The organism is Buttiauxella sp. (assembly GCF_049686335.1).
Lineage (GTDB): Bacteria > Pseudomonadota > Gammaproteobacteria > Enterobacterales > Enterobacteriaceae > Buttiauxella.
In genome coordinates, this window is record NZ_JBAVHX010000020.1 from 1 (window position 1) to 19,061 (window position 19,061).

The window sequence follows — 19,061 nt, forward strand, 5'->3', positions numbered from 1 at the left end:
TGCTGGGTGCTTCCCAGAACCGTTTCGAATCTACCATTACTAACCTGAACAACACGGTAAACAACCTGTCCGCAGCGCGTAGCCGTATTCAGGATTCTGATTACGCGACAGAAGTTTCCAACATGTCTCGCGCGCAGATCCTGCAGCAGGCTGGCTCTTCTGTTCTGGCCCAGGCCAACCAGGTTCCACAGACTATGCTGTCTCTGCTGCGTTAATCGCAGAAGTGATAGTCAAACCCGCCTCGGCGGGTTTTTTGTTTTTATATGCCGGATTAGGGCGCTTTTTATCGGGTATTGCGCGCATTAAATAAAATGGCCTGAGCTATGGTGAAGGCTGTTTATTTACTTCCAGCTTGTTGTCTGCAATCCAAAGGAAAAGGGTTTATGGCTTACCCCGCGCTTGTCAGTATTATTATCCCGGCTTATAAATCAATGTGGTTTGAGCAAACGCTGACCAGTTCGATTGCCCAGGATTATCCCCTCTGTGAAATCATTGTCAGCGATGACTGCCCGAACGAAAGCATCGGCGAAATAGTCAGGCGCTATCAAGACAACAGCCCACATACCATCCGCTATTTCCGCAACCAGCCTGCGCTGGGGGATGTGGGAAACTACGAAAGGTGTTTTCGCGAAAGCCAGGGGAAATACATCAAGCTATTTTCTGATGATGACGTTCTTGAGCCAACTTGCATTAGCAAGCTGGTGGCGGCCATTGAAGCGCATGACGACGTGCGTATCGCAACTTCCCGCCGCCAACGAATTGATGCATCGGGCGACACTGCCCCAGATATACTGGCTACGGCAAGTCCAGTGGCGCAGGCTAGTATTCTGCACGGTCGCGATATAATCGCTTTTCAAACTCGCCAGGTGATTAACTTCATTGGTGAACCTTGCACGGTATTAATGTATCGCGATGACATTCTGGCGTTGATGGCGACTGAAGATGGGTTATTCAGCGTCAAGGGGGAGGTCATGCACTTCCTCGAAGACTTGACGATGTTTACCCATGTGTTTCGCAATGCGCATCTGGCTTATTTGCCGGAAGTTTTGAGCTACTTCCGTATTTCCCGCAACCAGAAGAGTGAGCTTGGGCGTAGCCTCGATCCGCGCGCTGAAAAAAGCCGTCTTGCTTATATCGAATATGCTAAACAGCTAACGCAAGAAGAGCAGGGAAGCACAAGCGGTTTAGTGCGTGTGGCACCGCTGAATCAGCCGCTAGAATTTGTCCAAAAAGACATTCTGGTGCGCATGCAGGATGAACTCATCCAAAACCAATTCCGCAATTGGTTAGGCGTACGGAAATTACTCGACAGTGAACGACGTCTTACAGAAGCCTGGGTTGAAACATTTGAGAAAAATGTCGAAGTGACAGTTATTGTAGATAATGCAGGCGCAGCTTTGAGCGCGGCCGACGTAACGGTTAACTCGCTTAAAGGTGATTTTCCTGGTCTGGATCTGTCTGTGATTGTGACGGATGAGGGCATCGGCGGCTTTAATCATGCCGTTGAGCAGGCAACTGGGGAGTGGGTGTTGGTCGTGAGAGCCGGCGCAACGTTTTATCCTTCGGCCCTGTTGTCTCTCGGTACCACGCTTTCGCAGGCAGACAGTTTGTTGGCGGTTTACTGCGATGAAACCTTTAGCCTTGAAGGTTTGCAAATTGGTGCCCGATTCCGTCCGGACTTTAACCTGGATCTGCTGTTAAGTTCCCCGGCTGTCATGGCCCGCCACTGGCTGTGGCGACGTGAACTCTTGCTTGCGGCTCAAGGATTTGATGCCGCTTTCCCTGAAGCATATGAATTAGATCTTGCGCTGAAAGTGGTAGAAACGCAGGGCTTTAGCCCAATTGGGCATCTTGGCGAACCGCTATTGAATGCAGAAATTTGCAAACAGCGCAGCCCGGATGAGGTTGTCGCTATCACCCAACACCTTGTAAGGCGCGGTTTTACTAATGCTGAGGTGTTGAATACTACGCATGATAGCTATCGTATCGACTATCGACACGGGCAGTTGCCGCTAGTTTCCCTGCTGATCCTCGCCGATGGAGATTTCCCGGCCATGATCACCTGTGTAACTTCGCTCATAGAAAAAACGAGCTGGCTGAATTATGAGCTGATTGTAGTGGCCGATAATACGCAAAGCCCTCAGGCACTGGACTGGCTGGAGAGTATCTGCCAAGTTGATCCTGAACGTATTCATGTGGTCGGCTATACCGGGCCTTATCATATCGCCGCGATGACTAACCTTGGGGCGCAGCAAGCCAGGGGTGAGTATATGGTCACGCTACATACTTCGCTTGCGGTGACCGAAGGTAACTGGCTCGATCAGTTGATGAACCACGGATTGCGCCCGGAAGCCGGCATTGTGGGCGGGAAACAGCTCTACGCCGATGGGACGATACGTCATGCAGGCTATGTGCTGGGTGTAAATGGCGTAGCGGCTGACGCTTTTTATGGATTAAATGATTCGCACAAAGGGCATATGGGACGGCTGCATGCCGATCAGAACTATTCTGCCGTCTCGGGCGAGTTCATGCTGGTGCGCAAGAGTCTATTTACTGAATGCAACGGAATGGACGAAAATCTCACCTCCCTGAGTGATGTCGATTTTTGCCTGCGAGCCAAAGAGCTGGGGTATTTGACCGTATGGACCCCGCATGCCCGTATTCTTCGCACATTGGGTAAGAAACAAGAAACCGTCGCACAACGCGATCGGCGTCTGGCACTACAGGAAGAAGATGAAGATCGCCTGTTTGGGCGCTGGATGCCGCAAATCGCGAACGATACCGCCTATAACGTGAACTTGTCCCTTAGTGGCCAGCAGTTCAACGTTTGTCCTGATAGTTTACTGAGCTGGCGACCACTGTCATGGCAACCGTTACCGGTTGTGATGCCACACATGGGTGACTACGCGGGCTGCGGATACTATCGAATTATTAAGCCATTTGAAGCGATGCAGCGGGATGCCATCGTGGATGGAAAGCTCTCTGAAGCGTTGTTGAGTGTTCCTTATCTGGCACGCTATCAGCCTGACAGTATTGTCATCCAACGTAATATCTCCCCTGATTTCCATGAGTGGGCGCGCCGCACCAGCAAGCTGACAAATGTCTTCAGAGTGTATGAGCTTGATGACTATTTGCCGAACATCCCGCTGAAAAACCATCATCGTTCTGAGTTTGGGACGGACATCATGAAGATGCTGCGCAAAAGCCTGAGTTATATGGACCGATTTGTCGTATCGACCGAGCCCCTGGCCGAGGCGATGAGCGTTCTTCATCGCGATATCGTGGTCATGCCAAACTGTCTGTCACTCGACTGGTGGGGAAATCTGCAAGGTTTACGTAATCAGGGGAAGAAACCGCGTATTGGTTGGGCGGGGGGGTCAAGCCATACCGGCGATCTCGAGATGATTCTTGATGTGGTGAAGGCGTTTGCCGGGGAAGTTGAATGGGTGTTCTTTGGCATGTGTCCGCCGAAACTGCTGCCTTACGTGGACGAATTCCACGGTGGAGTTGATATCGCCCTTTACCCGCAAAAACTGGCGTCACTTAATCTCGATCTGGCCCTCGCACCGGTAGAAGACAACCTGTTCAACGCCTGTAAGAGTAACCTACGCTTGCTTGAATACGGTGCCTGTGCGGTTCCGGTTATTTGTAGCGATGTAGCCTGCTATCGTGGGAATTTACCTGTTACCCGGGTGAGGAATCGCTTTAAAGAGTGGCATGATGCGATTCGCATGCATCTGAACGATCCGGCAGCGAGTGAGAAAATGGGGCAACAGCTGCAGCAGGAAATTCATCAGAATTACATGCTGCAGGGCGATATTCTTCAACGTTGGGCGAAAGCCTGGTTACCTTCCTGATAAAACAGACAATAAGCCACTTCGGTGGCTTATTTTTTTAACTGGAAACTGTTGATCGCCTTAACGATATATTCCAGCTCTGCCTGAGTTAGTAAAGGTGATAAAGGCAGAGATAAAACGGCCTGATGGATTTTTTCAGTGACTGGTAAATTCAGGCCGTGTAATTGAGGCAAAGCTTCTTGTTGATGCGGGGGAACAGGGTAGTGAATTAAAGTTTCAATTCCCTGCTGTTTTAACCATAGCTGTAGCTCGTCACGACAATCGCAGGTAATCACAAACAGGTGCCAGACATGTTCTGCCGGAGTGTCGTATTGCGGTAGATGCACCAGCGGGTGGTGAATATTATCCAGGTAGTACTGGGCAGCCTTGCGACGTGATTCTGTTTGAACATCCAGATGATTTAATTTTACCAGCAGCATGGCGGCCTGAAGTTCATCGAGGCGGCTATTCACGCCAACATAGAGATTCCGGTATTTCTCATGTGAACCGTAATTCCGTAATGCGCGTAGCGTGCTGGCTAATTCAGGATCGCTGGTTACCACTGCACCGGCATCGCCCAAAGCCCCTAAATTTTTACCAGGATAAAAACTGAACGCGGCGGCATGACCAAAACTCCCGGCCCGACGCCCTTCGCTCTGGGCACCGTGCGCTTGCGCACTATCTTCAAGCACCAGCAAATTGAACTCATGAGCCAAATCCATAAGCTGTTGCATTGGGGAGAGCAGGCCATAGAGATGAACGGGGATGATAGCGTGAGTTCGTGGCGTGACAGATTTGCGAACCTCATCAACGCTCAAATTAAACGTTGCCGGATCGGGTTCTACCAATACAGGGGTGAGATTGTTCTGAACGATTGCCAGTATTGTGGCAATAAAAGTATTGGCAGGGACAATAACCTCATCGCCGTCCGCAAGTAACCCTTGTTCTTTCCAGGCTCGCAGCACCAGGCTTAATGCATCCAGGCCATTGGCAACGCCAATACAATATTCTGTGCCACAGTAAGCTGAAAACTGTGATTCAAATTTTTCTAATTGCGTGCCTGTAATGTAATTACCGCTATCAATAACGTTTTCACAGGCGGCAAGGAGTTCTACGCGATGCTGAGCATTGATTTTTTGTAAGTCGAGAAACTTAACATTCATGATTTTGACTCGAGTTGCTTTGATAAGTCATGACAAATTTATGGCTAATTTCACAACCGATATTGATTTTAAAATTGACCAGTCCCTGATTTGGTACCGAGTTTTCAGTGGAAATACCAATATCTAAATATCGGTAGTTATGGTCTGCGGCATGCTGATAAAGATGCTCGCAAAGCTGGGTAATCGGTGACTCTTGCCGGAAGGCAGGGGATTCGCCCCAGTTGAAAATATACAAACTGGATCTGTCCAGACGCAGAACGATGGCACCGGCAAGAAGGGTTTCGCCGCGCACTAAATTAGCGAAAAAAAGAGCCTCGGGAAGGGCGTTTTTCAACTCCAGCAGCGCTGTCAGGGACATGGTCATTGGATAACCACGAGCCTGGTGATTCTCGCTGATAACCTGATAGATAGCAGCAATATCCTGCGGCGTGCTAGTAATATTAAATGACGTTTCTGTGCGCGCCAGGCGGTTAAGTTCATTACGTTTGGTTTTGCCCAAACCCTCGCGGAATGAACCTGCAGGGCAAAGCGGAATATGGAAATTGAGCTCGCATGCGTTCTGTTTCCAGCCAAGTCTGAAAAGGGTGTTATACAGTTTGTGGGTTATTTCAGAATTGAAATAGAGCGGAGGAATTCTCCAGCTAAGAGTTTCCATGTGCTCTTGCGCTGCTAAATAGTGGGCGGCTTGTGTAATTAATAATTCCATTTCGATAAACGACAGGCTTTTTACTGCCTCAAGATGGCTGAATGCACCGATAACCGGCGTATACCAGTGAGTATTTTCCCCTTTATGGCTAAAGTCGAGGCAGGCAATTGGCTGATTATTGTCACGCTTATAGAGAGTAAAGACGAGCGTTCTGCTTTTAAAGACCTGGTTTTGAAAATTAATAAAGTCGGGCTGATTAAACAAGCAGCGATTCATGCCGCTATCGGTCAGTAGAAGAGAGTAGTTTTCGTCCTGATATATCTTATTCATGCGTGGTGTCCATTGCGAGGTCAAGCGGGTCTAGTTTTTTTAGCAATCTCGCGGGGGAACCCCCGATCACGGAATAGTCCTCAAAAGAATCACTGACGAAACTATTTGCGGCCACAATACAATATTTCCCCAGATGGACGCCTGGCATAATGACGGCTGCTGCACCAATCCAACTATGGTTGCCGATATTGACTGGCGCTATTTGAATGGGGAATATTTTTTGTAGCTGTGGGCTGGCATTAGGGCCCGAGTCAGCCATGATAATCACGTTTTGAGCAATGCTGACATTGCTGCCAATGGTCACTTTTGCGTGATAGCCATTAATCACGCTATTCATGCCGATGTAGCTATTTTCACCTACCGTTAGAATAGACTCCGCAGAACCGTAGACAGAACAGCGGCGTGCAATTTTCACCCCGTCACCTAGCTCGATATTATTAATATTGCTGCTGGGATCTATGACGGCGGATCCGTTTAAATGAATATTTTCAATGCGCATCTTGCTGCTCGCTTTGTTGCTGATGAAACGCCTGGTAAATGCAGATAAAATAATCGAGGTCGACGCGAGTTAATCCCTGATGAAGAGGAATAAAGAAGGCACGTTCCCCGTAAAAAATACTCGATTCAATCCCTGCATTTTGCATAAAGACCTTCAGGGCCTGCAGATCGATAAAGTCAGGTACGCTAAACATAAAAACAGAGGGAATTTCCCCGACAAGCCAGTCAAAACGAGGCTGGCATCCAAACTCTTCGAATGCTTCTTTCAGGTATTGATGGTTCGCCACTCTTTTAGCCTGGATGGTCTCCAGTTCATCAATATAGTCAGATAAAACGCCGCAAAGATAATGTCTGTTTTCAACTGGCAGTGGGTCGGGGCTGGTCAGTTGTTGTTTGCTCAGCAGCATTCCACCATATTGAACAGGAAAGAATTTCGGAAAACTAAGAATAAGGTAATCGGCCTGGATATCATTGGCTGGAACAGCACAAAACGCATGGGCGAAATCTTCTATGACCGGAACATCCATCTGATACAACGCAGTCATGTCCGGATAGAGAGACCCAAATTCGTGGACCACCAGAATGGCTTTTGTTTTTACGGATATTTCTCGATCCCAACGACACATTTTTTCTATTGCACCCGTCACACAACTGCTTATATAGAAATTGTTGGTTGTTGAAAGCACCGTTACGGTGTCATCGGAGCTCAAAGATAAATTCTCCAGCGCCTGGAATATTGCATCGCGTCCTTTCAGCGTCCAGCGGCGGTAATAGCCACTAAAGCGTTTATCAAGCCAGCCGTTGATGGTATTCCCCCCAGTATGCTGACTATTTTTACTGATGGAATGGGTATTAAACGGGCTTATGCGGTAAGCCGGGCGCATAAAAGAGTCGGCATCCATCAGCCAGTTATAGCGTTGCATACATCTCTTCTTTGCTGGTCAACTCAAGAAATTCACTGTAATTACGGACATAGTCCGTTTCGTCATAATTTTGATCGGCTAACACCATTAATACGCAGTCATCACTGAATTCGTACATTTCCCGCCAGATGAACGTATCAATGAGTAATCCCTGGGCGGGGTTATCGAGCAGTAATTCAATACGCTCGCTCCCGTTATCGAGGACAAAGCGACATGAACCGCGCACGGCTATCGCAACCTGTTTAAGGCTGTGATGGGCATGGAATCCGCGACGAACTCCCTCTTTGGTTTTGAACATGTAATAAACGCGTTTGATCTCAAACGGGATATTGTTCTCTTGCTCAAGCGCAACCAACGATCCTCGTTCATCACCATGTGTCTGTAAACGTATGAGCTTAATATCCATTCAGTTGTTCCATATTGCAAAAGTGGGACGGGCTCAGAGTCAGAGATCATACGAAATATTGGCAAATCAGAACCCCCCAATAAGCTGTCTTTAGATGGGTTGTTATATCTGATGATTTAAGATTTGTCTTATTGCTATTTTTGTTTTTAAGTTGGCTTTTCGGGCGATAATTTAATGATTTTTGATCCGTAACGGCACTTTTTTGGTTACGCCCTGAAAATAGACTGCTTTTTTTGCGCCTATTCTTGCGATTAAAAACCCTCCAGAAACGGATAATCATGCCGATAACTCAACTAACGCAGGGCTGTTTATCGTGAATTCACTGTATACCGCTGAAGGTGTAATGGATAAACACTCGTTGTGGCAGCGTTATGTACCGCTGGTGCGTCACGAGGCATTGCGCCTGCAGGTACGTTTGCCCGCGAGTGTGGAGCTTGACGACCTGGTACAGGCAGGCGGCATCGGGTTGTTGAACGCAGTGGACCGTTATGATGCCCTGCAAGGAACGGCATTTACTACCTACGCGGTGCAGCGCATCCGTGGGGCGATGCTTGATGAGTTGCGCAGCCGTGACTGGGTGCCCCGCAGCGTCAGGCGTAATGCCCGCGGCGTTGCGCAGGCAATTGGTCAACTGGAGCAAGAGCTGGGCCGTAATGCCACCGAAACTGAAGTGGCTGACCGGCTGGATATCCCGCTCAACGAATACCGTCAGATGTTGCTCGACACCAACAACAGCCAACTCTTCTCTTATGACGAGTGGCGTGAAGAGCATGGCGATAGTATCGAACTGATTACTGAAGAGCATCAGCAGGCGAATCCTTTACAACAGCTGTTGGAAGGGAATCTTCGCCAACGCGTAATGGACGCCATCGAGGCGCTTCCGGATCGTGAAAAGATGGTGCTGACCCTTTACTACCAGGAAGAGCTGAATCTCAAAGAGATCGGTGCGGTACTGGAAGTGGGGGAGTCGCGCGTCAGTCAGTTGCATAGCCAGGCGATTAAACGCTTACGCACTAAGCTCGGAAAGCTGTAGGGAGTGCCGCATATTATAAGACGACCGGGATAACATCATGACGGTACAGCAATTAAAAAAGCGTCCACTGAGCCGCTATTTAAAAGACTTTAAACACACACAGACTCATTGTGCGCAGTGCGCTAAATTGCTCGACAGAATAACGCTCACGCATCGCGGTGAAATCGTCAGTAAAACGGCTATCGCGCAGCTTGATACGTTAATGGATGAAAACAGATGGCAGGTTGAACGCCAGTCCTGGGCGGCGTTGTGCCGTTTTTGCGGTGACTTGTACTGCAAAGAGCAGCAGCACTACTTCGACATCATCGGTTTTAAAGAGTACCTGTTCGACCAAACTGAGATGAGCCATGGCACTATCCGCGAATACGTGGTGCGCCTGCGTCGTCTGGGTAACCACTTGTCTTCAGAGAATATTCCTCTGCCTTCTTCGCCTGTCGCTTACCTCAACGACTCCTTTGATGCGTGGTTGCCACCTACCAGTACCAATAATTACCGTATTGCCTTGCGCAAGTACGGGCAATTTCAAACCCTGAATCAAAATTTGGATGCCCCTTTCCAGGAAAATAAATCAACTTCTAATAATTACCCAAAAGATTTCATGTTGCAGGAAGGCGGCAAGCGAGTGAATCCCGATGAGCTTACGGTAGTAAGTGATACGGGTGAAAGAGAGCAGCCAACGCATCTGCAACTTGAAGGATAAGGGTATATATTAAAATGGCATAACTTGTAGCGCAGTGGTTTTGATTGATTATATTAAGTCGCTACAATACAACCAAATATCGACATTCGGGGTAACTATGAAATTAGCAATGGTGGGGCGTCAGGCGTTGATGGGCGTACTGGCTGTGGCATTGGTAGCAGGGGCGAGCGTAAAAACGTTCGCGGCTGAAAATTTACTGGCGAAAGTAAAAGAGCGCGGCACACTGCTGGTGGGGCTGGAAGGGACTTATCCTCCGTTCAGCTTCCAGGGTGATGACGGCAAACTAACCGGTTTTGAAGTGGAATTTGCCGAGCAGCTCGCGCAGCATCTTGGCGTGAAAGCGGCACTCAAACCGACTAAGTGGGATGGCATGCTGGCGTCGCTGGACTCTAAACGCATCGACGTGGTGATAAACCAGGTGACCATTTCTGATGAACGTAAGAAGAAATACGATTTCTCAACGCCTTACACCGTTTCTGGTATCCAGGCGTTGGTGAAAAAAGGCAATGAAGGCAGTATTACCGGGCCGGATTCCCTGAAAGGCAAAAAAGTCGGTGTCGGCCTTGGGACTAACTATGAAGAGTGGTTACGTGCCAATGTGCAGGGCGTAGATATCCGTACTTATGATGATGACCCAACTAAATATCAGGATCTGCGCGTAGGCCGTATTGATGCGATTCTGGTTGACCGTCTGGCAGCGTTGGATTTGGTGAAGAAAACCAAAGATACCCTGGCCGTCGCGGGTGATGCGTTCTCTCGTCAGGAAGCCGGTGTTGCGGTACGTAAAGGTAACGAAGACCTGGTCGAAGCGATCAACAAAGGCATCGCTGAAATGCAGAAAGATGGCTCTCTGGCTAAGCTTTCTGAGAAGTGGTTTGGTGCTGACGTAACCAAATAATTTCTGCAAGGCTGACAACGTTCTTTTGTAGGTCGGATTAGCGTAGCGACATCCGACATTCAGGTGAAAAGGGTGGATGAGGCTGTCGCTTATCCACCCTACAAAACTGAATTATTTTGGGCATGGACTGAATAAAGGTGCTGATTCCAGCACCTTTTTTATTTGTATTTTCCAGCATTCCGCAAGGCTGGTGCATAATGAATAAATCTGGAATTTCAATAAGTGTAATGGAGTCGCTCATGTCACTGCATAATCTGACGCGCTTTCCGCGTCTGGAATTTATCGGCGCCCCGACGCCTCTCGAATATCTGCCGCGTTTTTCCGATTATCTCGGCCGTGAGATTTATATCAAACGTGACGACACCACGCCCATGGCGATGGGTGGAAATAAGCTGCGTAAACTTGAGTTTCTGGCGGCCGATGCGTTGCGTGAAGGGGCCGATACGCTGGTGACGGCGGGAGCTATTCAGTCAAACCACGTGCGTCAGACTGCCGCAGTGGCGGCCAAACTTGGCTTAAAGTGCGTCGCACTGCTGGAAAATCCAATCGGGACTAAGGCAGAAAACTATCTCACCAACGGCAACCGTTTGATGCTCGACTTGTTTGATGTCGAAATCGAAATGTGTGACGCGCTGCATTCACCGGATCAACAACTGGATAAAATCGCCGTTCGCCTTGAAGCGCAAGGCTTCCGTCCGTATGTGATCCCGGTTGGTGGCTCGAATGCACTGGGTGCGTTGGGTTATGTCGAAAGTGCGCTGGAAATCGCGCAACAGTGTGAAGGTGCGGTCAGTGTTTCATCGGTGGTTGTCGCCTCTGGAAGCGCCGGGACGCACGCCGGGCTGGCGGTCGGCCTTGAGCAAGTGATGCCAGATGTGGATTTAATCGGCGTCACGGTTTCGCGCTCCATTGCGCAGCAACTGCCTAAAGTGGAAGCGCTGCAACAGGCGGTCGCGCAATCGCTGAGTGTCAGCGCATCCAACCCCATTCATTTATGGGACGACTATTTCGCTCCGGGTTACGGTCATCCTAACGAAGAAGGGCTTGAGGCGATTAAAATACTGGCGCGTCTGGAAGGGATCTTGCTTGATCCGGTTTATACCGGCAAAGCGATGGCCGGACTGATTGATGGCGTGGCGCAGAAGCGTTTTAAAGACGAAGGCCCCATTATCTTTATCCATACCGGTGGGGCGCCAGCGTTATTTGCTTATCATCCCCATGTTTAATTCGATTTTGTAGGGTGGATTAGCGCAGCGACATCCACCGCATTATGGCGCACAGGGTACATTTAAGTATGCAAGAAAGTATTCAACTGGTGCTGGATTCGGCACCGTTTCTGCTTAAAGGAGCCGTCTTTACGCTGCAACTCAGCATCGGCGGCATGTTCTTTGGGTTGATACTCGGCTTTATGTTGGCGCTGATGCGTTTGTCGCCGTTCTGGCCATTCTCGTGGTTATCGCGTTTTTATGTGTCGATTTTCCGTGGTACGCCGTTAATCGCGCAGCTGTTCATGATCTATTACGGTTTACCGCAGTTTGGCATTGAGCTGGATCCGATTCCGGCGGCGATGATCGGTTTGTCGCTTAATACCGCGGCCTATGCATCCGAAACTTTACGTGCGGCGATTTCGTCTATCGAAAAAGGGCAGTGGGAAGCCGCAGCCAGTATCGGCATGACGCCGTGGCAAACCTTACGCCGGGCGATTTTGCCACAGGCTGCTCGTGTCGCATTACCGCCGCTGAGCAACAGTTTTATCAGCCTGGTAAAAGACACCTCACTTGCGGCCACCATTCAGGTTCCGGAACTGTTTCGCCAGGCGCAACTTATTACCTCGCGTACGCTCGAGGTCTTCACCATGTATCTCGCGGCTTCTTTGATTTACTGGGTAATGGCAACAGTGCTTTCTTCGTTGCAAAACTACTTTGAAAATCAGCTAAATCGCCAGGACAGGGATCCAAAATGAGCGCAATCGACGTAAAACAACTGGTCAAAAAATTCCACGGGCAGACCGTGCTGCATGGTATCGATCTGGAGGTGGAAGCGGGCGAAGTGGTGGCGATCATCGGGCCGAGTGGTTCCGGTAAAACCACCTTGCTGCGTTGCATTAACTTGCTGGAACAACCAGAAGCCGGGACCATTAAGGTTGGTGAGATATCCATTGATGCCACGCAATCACTTAGTAAACAGAAGAATCGCGTGCGTGAACTGCGTCAGCACGTGGGATTTGTATTTCAAAGCTTCAACCTGTTCCCGCATCGTACGGTGATTGAGAACATCATCGAAGGGCCGGTTATTGTGAAAGGTGAACCGAAGGACGAAGCGATTGCGCGTGCTCGTGAATTGCTGGCAAAAGTCGGCCTGAGCGGTAAAGAAACCAGTTATCCGCGCCGTCTTTCCGGCGGGCAGCAACAACGTGTGGCGATTGCCCGCGCGTTGGCGATGCGCCCGGAAGTGATTTTGTTTGATGAGCCAACCTCAGCGCTGGATCCTGAGCTGGTGGGGGAAGTGCTGAGCACTATCCGCCAGCTGGCAGAAGAGAAACGCACCATGGTCATCGTGACGCACGAAATGAGCTTTGCGCGTGATGTGGCTGACCGGGCTATTTTCATGGATCAAGGCCGCATTGTTGAGCAAGGGCCTGCGCGTGAATTGTTTGCCAATCCAAAGCAGCCGCGTACGCAACAGTTCCTCGAGAAATTCCTCACCCAGTAATCGGTATGGCCCCATCGGGGCCGTTTAATCATATAAATACTATTGATGAATGTGATAGCGTTAGGGATTACATTTGGAAATGATTTCAGTGGCAGGAGAATCGCCAGACCTTATGGACGATCGCAACTTTTTTAGCTGGCGGCAGGATGCGCTGAATATCTTCCAGTCTGTGACGCAGGCTGACGAAATATCGAAAATTCTTCATCAGCAAACGGAGCTGCTGGAATTTGACTATTACTCACTGTGTATTCGTCACCCGGTGCCTTTTACTCGTCCGAAGACGTCCTTAAAGTCGACTTATCCGCAGAGCTGGCTCGACCATTATCATGCAGAAAACTATTTTGCGATTGATCCGGTTTTGCGCCCTGAGAATTTCATGCGCGGGAATCTGCCGTGGAATGACGAACTTTTTAGTGAAACCCAGGAGTTCTGGGATGCGGCACGCGATCACGGCATCCGACGCGGCATCAGCCAGTGCGTGATGGCGCCCAATCGTGCCATCGGCTTTTATTCGGTTTCGCGTAATGTGGGAAAAGGCAAAGTTTTGCCAGACGATGAATTGCAATTACGCATGCAATATTTGGCTGAATTGAGCTTAATGACATTAATGAGGCTTAATGATCCATCCATAGCGGCGATGCCATTAAAGTTAAGCAAGCGTGAGCGAGAAATATTGCAATGGACGGGCGAGGGGAAAACATCCGCTGAAATCGCCATTATTTTGTCGATATCAGAAAATACCGTGAATTTTCACCAGAAGAATATGCAGAAGAAATTTAATGCGCCGAATAAAACGCAAATTGCCTGTTATGCAGCAGCGATTGGGATAATTTGAAAGGCGATTTTTGCGAGGTGTGTTCAACGAAACGGCTGGAGAAACGAAGCTCATCCAGCCGTCGCGATTCGATTACTGACGGTAAGCCTGTTTAATTTGCTTAACAGTATTACCAAAAACGTCTGCGTGTGCCGAGTCTTCCATTTGAGCGATTTGCTTTTCCATTTTGATGATAACCTTGCCTGCATCGGCCTGGCCCATGGCTTTCAGCATCTGAGTTAGCATTGCCTTCAGACAGGTGACTTCAATAGCCAGTTCACTATTGTTGTCTGCGGTTGAAAAATCAGGAGTGCTCATTCGTGTTCCTCGGTCTCGGTTGGTACACCGTTGTTCGTGTAACGGTTTCGTAAGGCGGCGGAGTATAGCACAGTCGTAAACCATTTTATTAGTGGTTACGTGAAACTGGTCGGATGTTCGCTGTACAATGCAGTAATTGTTTTAAATTTGTTTATTTATGGTTAAAAAAATGCTGGCTTGAAGATTATTTAATACCTCTAATATAAGTGGAGTAAGGGTTTTTCTAATATGAAAAGCACTTTTACTTTTTATAACGCGTTATCTATCCGTTTTCTGTCTTACTTTCCGCTGTACAATTAAATTTCCAATGCGGTGTAAGTTCTGAAAATCTGTTTTTATATTTTAAAGTTGCCTGAAAACCCGCTAATATGGCTCGGTAATTTTTTAGCAGCGTTATCCCTATTCTGGAGAGATCCCTTGATCAACGTTCTTCTTGTTGATGACCACGAACTGGTGCGCGCAGGGATACGACGCATTCTTGAAGATATCAAAGGGATCAAGATATCAGGCGAAGCAAATTGCGGTGAGGATGCCGTAAAGTGGTGCCGTAGTCATCCGGTTGATGTGGTCCTGATGGACATGAACATGCCGGGTATTGGTGGCCTTGAAGCAACACGTAAAATCGCGCGATATTCAACGGATATCAAAGTGATTATGTTGACAATTCACACCGAAAATCCGTTACCTGCAAAAGTGATGCAGGCGGGTGCCGCTGGGTACTTAAGTAAAGGTGCCGCACCACAAGATGTGGTGAATGCGATTCGCTCGGTGAATGCAGGGCAGCGCTATATAGCGTCAGATATTGCCCAACAAATGGCATTAAGCCAGATTGAACCTGAGAAAACAGACACGCCGTTTGCGAGTTTGTCTGAGCGTGAATTACAGATTATGCTGATGATCACCAAAGGCCAGAAGGTCAATGAGATCTCAGAGCAGCTTAATCTCAGCCCGAAAACGGTCAACAGTTACCGTTACCGCATGTTTAGTAAACTGAATATCAGTGGCGATGTTGAGCTGACACACCTGGCCATTCGTCATGGTTTATTTAGTGCGGAGACGTTAATCAGTAGTGAGTGAAATCTTTGACCCACGAGCTTTTCTCAAAACCGTAACCAGTCAACCTGGCGTCTATCGTATGTATGACGCCAGTGAAACGGTCATATACGTTGGTAAAGCAAAAGACCTGAAGAAGCGTTTGTCGAGCTACTTCAGAAGCAATCTTGCGAGCCGAAAAACCGAAGCTCTGGTTGCCTTAATTCAGCATATCGACGTGACGGTCACGCACACCGAAACCGAAGCGTTGTTGCTGGAACACAACTACATCAAGCTGTATCAGCCGCGTTACAACGTGCTGCTGCGTGATGACAAATCCTATCCCTTTATTTTCCTGAGCGGCGACACGCACCCGCGACTTGCAATGCATCGTGGGGCGAAACACGCAAAAGGGGAATACTTCGGGCCATTCCCGAATGGTTATGCCGTCCGCGAAACGCTGGCATTACTGCAGAAAATCTTCCCGATTCGCCAGTGCGAAAACAATGTCTATCGCAACCGCTCACGTCCTTGTTTGCAATATCAAATTGGACGCTGCCTGGGGCCATGCGTCGCCGGTTTAGTCAGTGAAGACGAGTATGCCCAGCAAGTGGAATATGTTCGTTTGTTCCTGTCGGGCAAAGACGATCAGGTTCTCAATCAACTGATTTCCAGAATGGAAACGGCGAGCCAAAACCTGGCGTTTGAAGAGGCCGCGAGAATTCGCGACCAGATTCAGGCAGTGCGTCGTGTGACGGAAAAACAGTTTGTCTCCAATACTGGTGATGACCTGGATGTGATTGGCGTGTCGTTCGATTCAGGTATGGCGTGTGTGCATGTGCTGTTTATTCGCCAGGGCAAAGTTTTGGGTAGCCGCAGTTATTTCCCGAAAGTACCTAACGGCACTGAACTGTCCGAAGTGGTCGAAACCTTTGTCGGTCAGTTCTATCTGCAAGGCAGCCAGATGCGCACTTTGCCATCTGAAATCCTGCTTGATTTCAATTTGCCGGATAAAACCTTGCTGTCAGATTCTTTGACTGAGCTGGCGGGGCGGCGAATCAACGTGCAGACTAAACCTCGTGGCGATCGCGCGCGTTATCTCAAACTGGCCCGCACAAATGCGGCGACAGCGCTGGTGACGCGTCTGGCGCAGCAATCCACCATCCATCAACGGTTAGCCGCTTTAGCCAGTGTGCTGGAGTTGCCTGCTATCAAACGGATGGAGTGCTTTGACATCAGCCACACCATGGGTGAGCAAACTATCGCTTCCTGCGTAGTTTTTGATGCCAATGGCCCGGTGCGTGCTGAATATCGTCGCTACAACATCGAAGGCATCACGCCGGGCGATGATTATGCCGCGATGAATCAGGTGCTGCGCCGTCGCTATGGAAAAGCGATAGATGACAGCAAAGTACCGGATGTGATTCTGATAGACGGTGGGAAAGGGCAACTCGGCCAGGCGAAAACCGTATTTGCCGAGCTTGATGTTCCCTGGGATAAGCATCATCCGTTGTTGCTGGGTGTGGCAAAAGGGGCTGACCGTAAAGCCGGGCTTGAGACATTGTTCTTCGAGCCTGAAGGTGAAGGGTTCTCGCTGCCGCCAGATTCACCAGCGCTGCATGTGATTCAGCATATCCGTGATGAATCCCACGACCATGCTATTTCTGGCCACCGCAAAAAACGTGCGAAAGTCAAAAATACCAGTGCGCTCGAGACCATCGAAGGCGTTGGGCCAAAACGTCGCCAGATGTTGTTGAAATATATGGGGGGATTGCAACCATTAAAGAATGCATCCGTAGAAGAAATCGCAAAAGTGCCGGGTATCTCGCAAGCGTTGGCAGAAAAGATCTTCTACTCGTTGAAACATTAAGGCCTCTGTAGCAACATAGAGACAATTTCCACTTACGACAGACAGTTAACCAGCACTATGCAATTTAATATCCCAACATTGCTTACTCTGTTTCGTATCATCCTTATCCCATTCTTTGTGCTGGCTTTTTATCTGCCGTTTAGCTGGGCGCCATTCCTATGCGCGTTTATCTTCTGGTTTGCCGCAATCACTGACTGGTTTGATGGTTTTCTGGCGCGTCGCTGGAATCAAAGCACACGCTTTGGTGCCTTCCTGGATCCGGTCGCCGATAAAGTGATGGTCGTCGTCGCACTGGTGCTGGTGGTGGAACACTATCACGCCTGGTGGGTAACGTTGCCTGCGGCCACCATGATTGCCCGTGAAATTATTATTTCTGCCCTGCGCGAGTGGATGGCTGAAATCGGCAAACGCAGCAGTGTTGCCGTCTCGTGGATTGGTAAATCCAAGACCATGGCGCAGATGCTGGCTTTGATCGGTATGTTGTGGCGTCCGAATATGTGGATTGAATATGCGGGGATTGGTCTGTTCTTTATCGCTGCGGTGCTGACGTTCTGGTCGATGTTCCAGTACCTGAAAGCCGCCAGCAAAGACTTGCTCGACAACTCCGGCGTTTAATCTTTACCCGCAATCTGAGCCCTTCTTTCAGACTCGAGAGTTATCTACCCTGATGGTGACTCTCGACCTCCAGCCTCAAGTAACCAATAATGATCCGCCTTCCTCACAGAACCCTCGACGGAAGGTTATAGTTAGCTTATCGACATCATGTTTGAGTACAGGGGAATTATGATCCGTTTATCCTCGCTGGCCCTTGTGCTGACCGCCCTGAGCTGGAGCGCGCAAGCAGTCACCTATCCACTTCCGCCGGTTGGGAGCCGCCTGGTCGGTGAACCGGTAACGGTGATCATTCCAGAAAAGAATATGCAGCCGCTTGAGTATTTTGCCGCGCAGTACGGACAGGGGTTCAGCAATATGCTGGAAGCCAACCCTGGCGTCGATCCGTTCCTGCCAAAAGACGGTACGCAGTTGACCATTCCGCAGCAATTAATTCTGCCGGACACCATACGCGAGGGCATCGTGATTAACGTCGCTGAAATGCGGCTTTATTACTACCCGCCAGAAGGTAACACGGTGGAAATTTTGCCCATTGGTATCGGTCAGGCCGGGCGTGAAACGCCGCGTAACTGGGTGACGAGAGTCGAGCGTAAGCAGGAAGCACCGGCCTGGACACCGACGGCGAATACCCGACGCGAGTACGCGAAAGAGGGGAAAACCCTGCCAGCATTCGTGCCTCCGGGTGAGGATAACCCGATGGGGCTGTACGCGATTTACATCGGCAAGCTGTACGCCATCCACGGCACAAACGCCAACTTTGGTATCGGCCTGCGTGTCAGCCAGGGCTGCATCCGCCTGCGCAAAGACGACATAAAATACCTGTTCGATAACGTGCCAGTGGGGACGCGTGTACAGTTGATTGACCAGCCGGTGAAAGCCACGGTCGAGCCGGACGGGAGTCGGTGGCTGGAAGTGCATGAGCCGTTGTCCCGTAACCGTACGGAGTTTGAATCGGACAATAAAGTCCCGCTGCCGATGACTCCGGCGCTGCGCAATCTGACGGAAGGTTCTGACGTGGATGCAACAAAAGTGAGTGCCGCGTTAACCCGCCGTTCCGGGATGCCGGTGCCGATTAGTTTTGATTCCGCAACAACAGGGAAATTATAAAGCACGGGAACGTAGCAGGAAGCGGGAGTGAAATAACAGAAAGCAAAAAGCCTGCTTAGTTTCCTAAGCAGGCTTCTTTAATTTGGCTCCTCTGACTGGACTCGAACCAGTGACATACGGATTAACAGTCCGCCGTTCTACCGACTGAACTACAGAGGAATCG

At 49.4% G+C, this 19,061-nt stretch carries 18 protein-coding genes, 1 tRNA gene and 1 pseudogene; 13 read left to right on the top strand and 7 right to left on the bottom strand.

Annotation, left to right across the window (positions count from 1 at the left end):
* Both WBL83_RS13755 and WBL83_RS13760 read left to right on the top strand, forming a co-directional pair.
* Positions 1-215, top strand: a 215-nt coding sequence (locus WBL83_RS13755) for a flagellin (RefSeq protein WP_424589677.1), incomplete at its 5' end; no start/stop codon positions are given.
* Positions 216-383: 168 nt separating this feature from the next.
* The gene (locus tag WBL83_RS13760; protein ID WP_424589678.1) at positions 384-3,857 is read left to right on the top strand and encodes a glycosyltransferase; all 3,474 of its coding nucleotides are present in this window, start codon (positions 384-386) and stop codon (positions 3,855-3,857) included.
* A gap of 29 nt (positions 3,858-3,886) precedes the next feature.
* Here the strand turns inward: WBL83_RS13760 and WBL83_RS13765 are convergent, their stop codons facing one another.
* From WBL83_RS13765 to WBL83_RS13785, 5 genes are read right to left on the bottom strand one after another with little or no spacing between them, the layout of a single operon-like run.
* Positions 3,887-4,999: a DegT/DnrJ/EryC1/StrS family aminotransferase gene (locus WBL83_RS13765; protein WP_424589679.1), complete on the bottom strand. Its 1,113-nt coding sequence runs from the start codon at positions 4,997-4,999 to the stop codon at positions 3,887-3,889.
* Positions 4,989-5,975, bottom strand: a complete 987-nt coding sequence (locus tag WBL83_RS13770) for a GNAT family N-acetyltransferase (protein ID WP_424589680.1) — start codon at positions 5,973-5,975, stop codon at positions 4,989-4,991. Before WBL83_RS13770 ends, WBL83_RS13765 begins: the two co-directional genes overlap by 11 nt.
* Positions 5,968-6,474 (bottom strand): acyltransferase, encoded by a 507-nt coding sequence (locus tag WBL83_RS13775; protein ID WP_424589681.1) that lies wholly within the window; start codon positions 6,472-6,474, stop codon positions 5,968-5,970. The genes WBL83_RS13770 and WBL83_RS13775 overlap by 8 nt, the downstream gene beginning before the upstream one ends.
* A complete protein-coding gene (locus WBL83_RS13780; RefSeq protein ID WP_424589682.1) occupies positions 6,464-7,396 on the bottom strand; it encodes a hypothetical protein in 933 nt (310 codons plus the stop codon). Before WBL83_RS13780 ends, WBL83_RS13775 begins: the two co-directional genes overlap by 11 nt.
* Positions 7,383-7,802: a sugar 3,4-ketoisomerase gene (locus tag WBL83_RS13785; RefSeq protein WP_424589683.1), complete on the bottom strand. Its 420-nt coding sequence runs from the start codon at positions 7,800-7,802 to the stop codon at positions 7,383-7,385. The genes WBL83_RS13780 and WBL83_RS13785 overlap by 14 nt, the downstream gene beginning before the upstream one ends.
* A 313-nt stretch (positions 7,803-8,115) precedes the next feature.
* Here WBL83_RS13785 and WBL83_RS13790 point away from each other — a divergent pair, with 313 nt between their 5' ends.
* From WBL83_RS13790 to sdiA, 7 genes and pseudogenes are all read left to right on the top strand, one after another.
* Positions 8,116-8,835, top strand: coding sequence for an RNA polymerase sigma factor FliA (locus WBL83_RS13790; RefSeq protein WP_424589684.1), 720 nt, complete (start codon positions 8,116-8,118; stop codon positions 8,833-8,835).
* Between the two features lie 37 nt (positions 8,836-8,872).
* Positions 8,873-9,364, top strand: a pseudogene (gene fliZ / locus WBL83_RS13795) (flagella biosynthesis regulatory protein FliZ); the annotation flags it as partial.
* 268 nt (positions 9,365-9,632) lie between these two features.
* Positions 9,633-10,433, top strand: a complete 801-nt coding sequence (gene tcyJ / locus WBL83_RS13800) for a cystine ABC transporter substrate-binding protein (RefSeq protein WP_424589685.1) — start codon at positions 9,633-9,635, stop codon at positions 10,431-10,433.
* A gap of 239 nt (positions 10,434-10,672) precedes the next feature.
* Positions 10,673-11,659 (top strand): D-cysteine desulfhydrase, encoded by a 987-nt coding sequence (dcyD, locus tag WBL83_RS13805; protein WP_424589686.1) that lies wholly within the window; start codon positions 10,673-10,675, stop codon positions 11,657-11,659.
* Between the two features lie 68 nt (positions 11,660-11,727).
* Positions 11,728-12,396, top strand: coding sequence for a cystine ABC transporter permease (gene tcyL, locus WBL83_RS13810; RefSeq protein ID WP_424589687.1), 669 nt, complete (start codon positions 11,728-11,730; stop codon positions 12,394-12,396).
* Positions 12,393-13,145 carry an L-cystine ABC transporter ATP-binding protein TcyN gene (gene tcyN / locus WBL83_RS13815; RefSeq protein WP_424589688.1) on the top strand — a complete coding sequence of 251 codons (753 nt, stop codon included), beginning with the start codon at positions 12,393-12,395 and terminating at the stop codon, positions 13,143-13,145. The genes tcyL and tcyN overlap by 4 nt, the downstream gene beginning before the upstream one ends.
* Before the next feature lie 112 nt (positions 13,146-13,257).
* Positions 13,258-13,980, top strand: a complete 723-nt coding sequence (sdiA, locus tag WBL83_RS13820; protein WP_424589689.1) for a transcriptional regulator SdiA — start codon at positions 13,258-13,260, stop codon at positions 13,978-13,980.
* A gap of 72 nt (positions 13,981-14,052) precedes the next feature.
* Here the strand turns inward: sdiA and WBL83_RS13825 are convergent, their stop codons facing one another.
* Positions 14,053-14,277, bottom strand: coding sequence for a DUF2594 family protein (locus WBL83_RS13825; protein ID WP_424589690.1), 225 nt, complete (start codon positions 14,275-14,277; stop codon positions 14,053-14,055).
* A 417-nt stretch (positions 14,278-14,694) separates the two neighbouring features.
* On the opposite strand from WBL83_RS13825, the gene uvrY reads away from it, so the two are divergent.
* The 4 genes from uvrY to ldtA all read left to right on the top strand — a co-directional run bounded on the left by uvrY (position 14,695) and on the right by ldtA (position 18,898).
* Entirely contained in the window at positions 14,695-15,354 is a 660-nt protein-coding gene (uvrY, locus tag WBL83_RS13830) for a UvrY/SirA/GacA family response regulator transcription factor (RefSeq protein ID WP_139877011.1), read from the top strand.
* Positions 15,347-17,179, top strand: a complete 1,833-nt coding sequence (gene uvrC, locus WBL83_RS13835) for an excinuclease ABC subunit UvrC (RefSeq protein WP_424589691.1) — start codon at positions 15,347-15,349, stop codon at positions 17,177-17,179. The genes uvrY and uvrC overlap by 8 nt, the downstream gene beginning before the upstream one ends.
* 57 nt (positions 17,180-17,236) lie before the next feature.
* On the top strand, positions 17,237-17,794 hold the full coding sequence (gene pgsA / locus WBL83_RS13840) for a CDP-diacylglycerol--glycerol-3-phosphate 3-phosphatidyltransferase (protein WP_424589692.1): 558 nt from the start codon (positions 17,237-17,239) through the stop codon (positions 17,792-17,794).
* Positions 17,795-17,962: 168 nt separating this feature from the next.
* Positions 17,963-18,898 (top strand): L,D-transpeptidase, encoded by a 936-nt coding sequence (gene ldtA, locus WBL83_RS13845; protein ID WP_424589693.1) that lies wholly within the window; start codon positions 17,963-17,965, stop codon positions 18,896-18,898.
* 83 nt (positions 18,899-18,981) lie between these two features.
* Here ldtA and WBL83_RS13850 read toward each other — a convergent pair.
* Positions 18,982-19,057, bottom strand: a tRNA-Asn gene (locus tag WBL83_RS13850).
* Positions 19,058-19,061 lie beyond the last annotated feature (4 nt).

Coding starts and splice junctions, on each gene's coding strand:
- WBL83_RS13760 (WP_424589678.1), top strand. CDS start 384: ATGGCTTACCCCGCGCTTGTCAGTATTATTATCCCGGCTTATAAATCA.
- WBL83_RS13765 (WP_424589679.1), bottom strand. CDS start 4,999: ATGAATGTTAAGTTTCTCGACTTACAAAAAATCAATGCTCAGCATCGC.
- WBL83_RS13770 (WP_424589680.1), bottom strand. CDS start 5,975: ATGAATAAGATATATCAGGACGAAAACTACTCTCTTCTACTGACCGAT.
- WBL83_RS13775 (WP_424589681.1), bottom strand. CDS start 6,474: ATGCGCATTGAAAATATTCATTTAAACGGATCCGCCGTCATAGATCCC.
- WBL83_RS13780 (WP_424589682.1), bottom strand. CDS start 7,396: ATGCAACGCTATAACTGGCTGATGGATGCCGACTCTTTTATGCGCCCG.
- WBL83_RS13785 (WP_424589683.1), bottom strand. CDS start 7,802: ATGGATATTAAGCTCATACGTTTACAGACACATGGTGATGAACGAGGA.
- tcyJ (WP_424589685.1), top strand. CDS start 9,633: ATGAAATTAGCAATGGTGGGGCGTCAGGCGTTGATGGGCGTACTGGCT.
- dcyD (WP_424589686.1), top strand. CDS start 10,673: ATGTCACTGCATAATCTGACGCGCTTTCCGCGTCTGGAATTTATCGGC.
- tcyL (WP_424589687.1), top strand. CDS start 11,728: ATGCAAGAAAGTATTCAACTGGTGCTGGATTCGGCACCGTTTCTGCTT.
- tcyN (WP_424589688.1), top strand. CDS start 12,393: ATGAGCGCAATCGACGTAAAACAACTGGTCAAAAAATTCCACGGGCAG.
- sdiA (WP_424589689.1), top strand. CDS start 13,258: ATGGACGATCGCAACTTTTTTAGCTGGCGGCAGGATGCGCTGAATATC.
- WBL83_RS13825 (WP_424589690.1), bottom strand. CDS start 14,277: ATGAGCACTCCTGATTTTTCAACCGCAGACAACAATAGTGAACTGGCT.
- pgsA (WP_424589692.1), top strand. CDS start 17,237: ATGCAATTTAATATCCCAACATTGCTTACTCTGTTTCGTATCATCCTT.
- ldtA (WP_424589693.1), top strand. CDS start 17,963: ATGATCCGTTTATCCTCGCTGGCCCTTGTGCTGACCGCCCTGAGCTGG.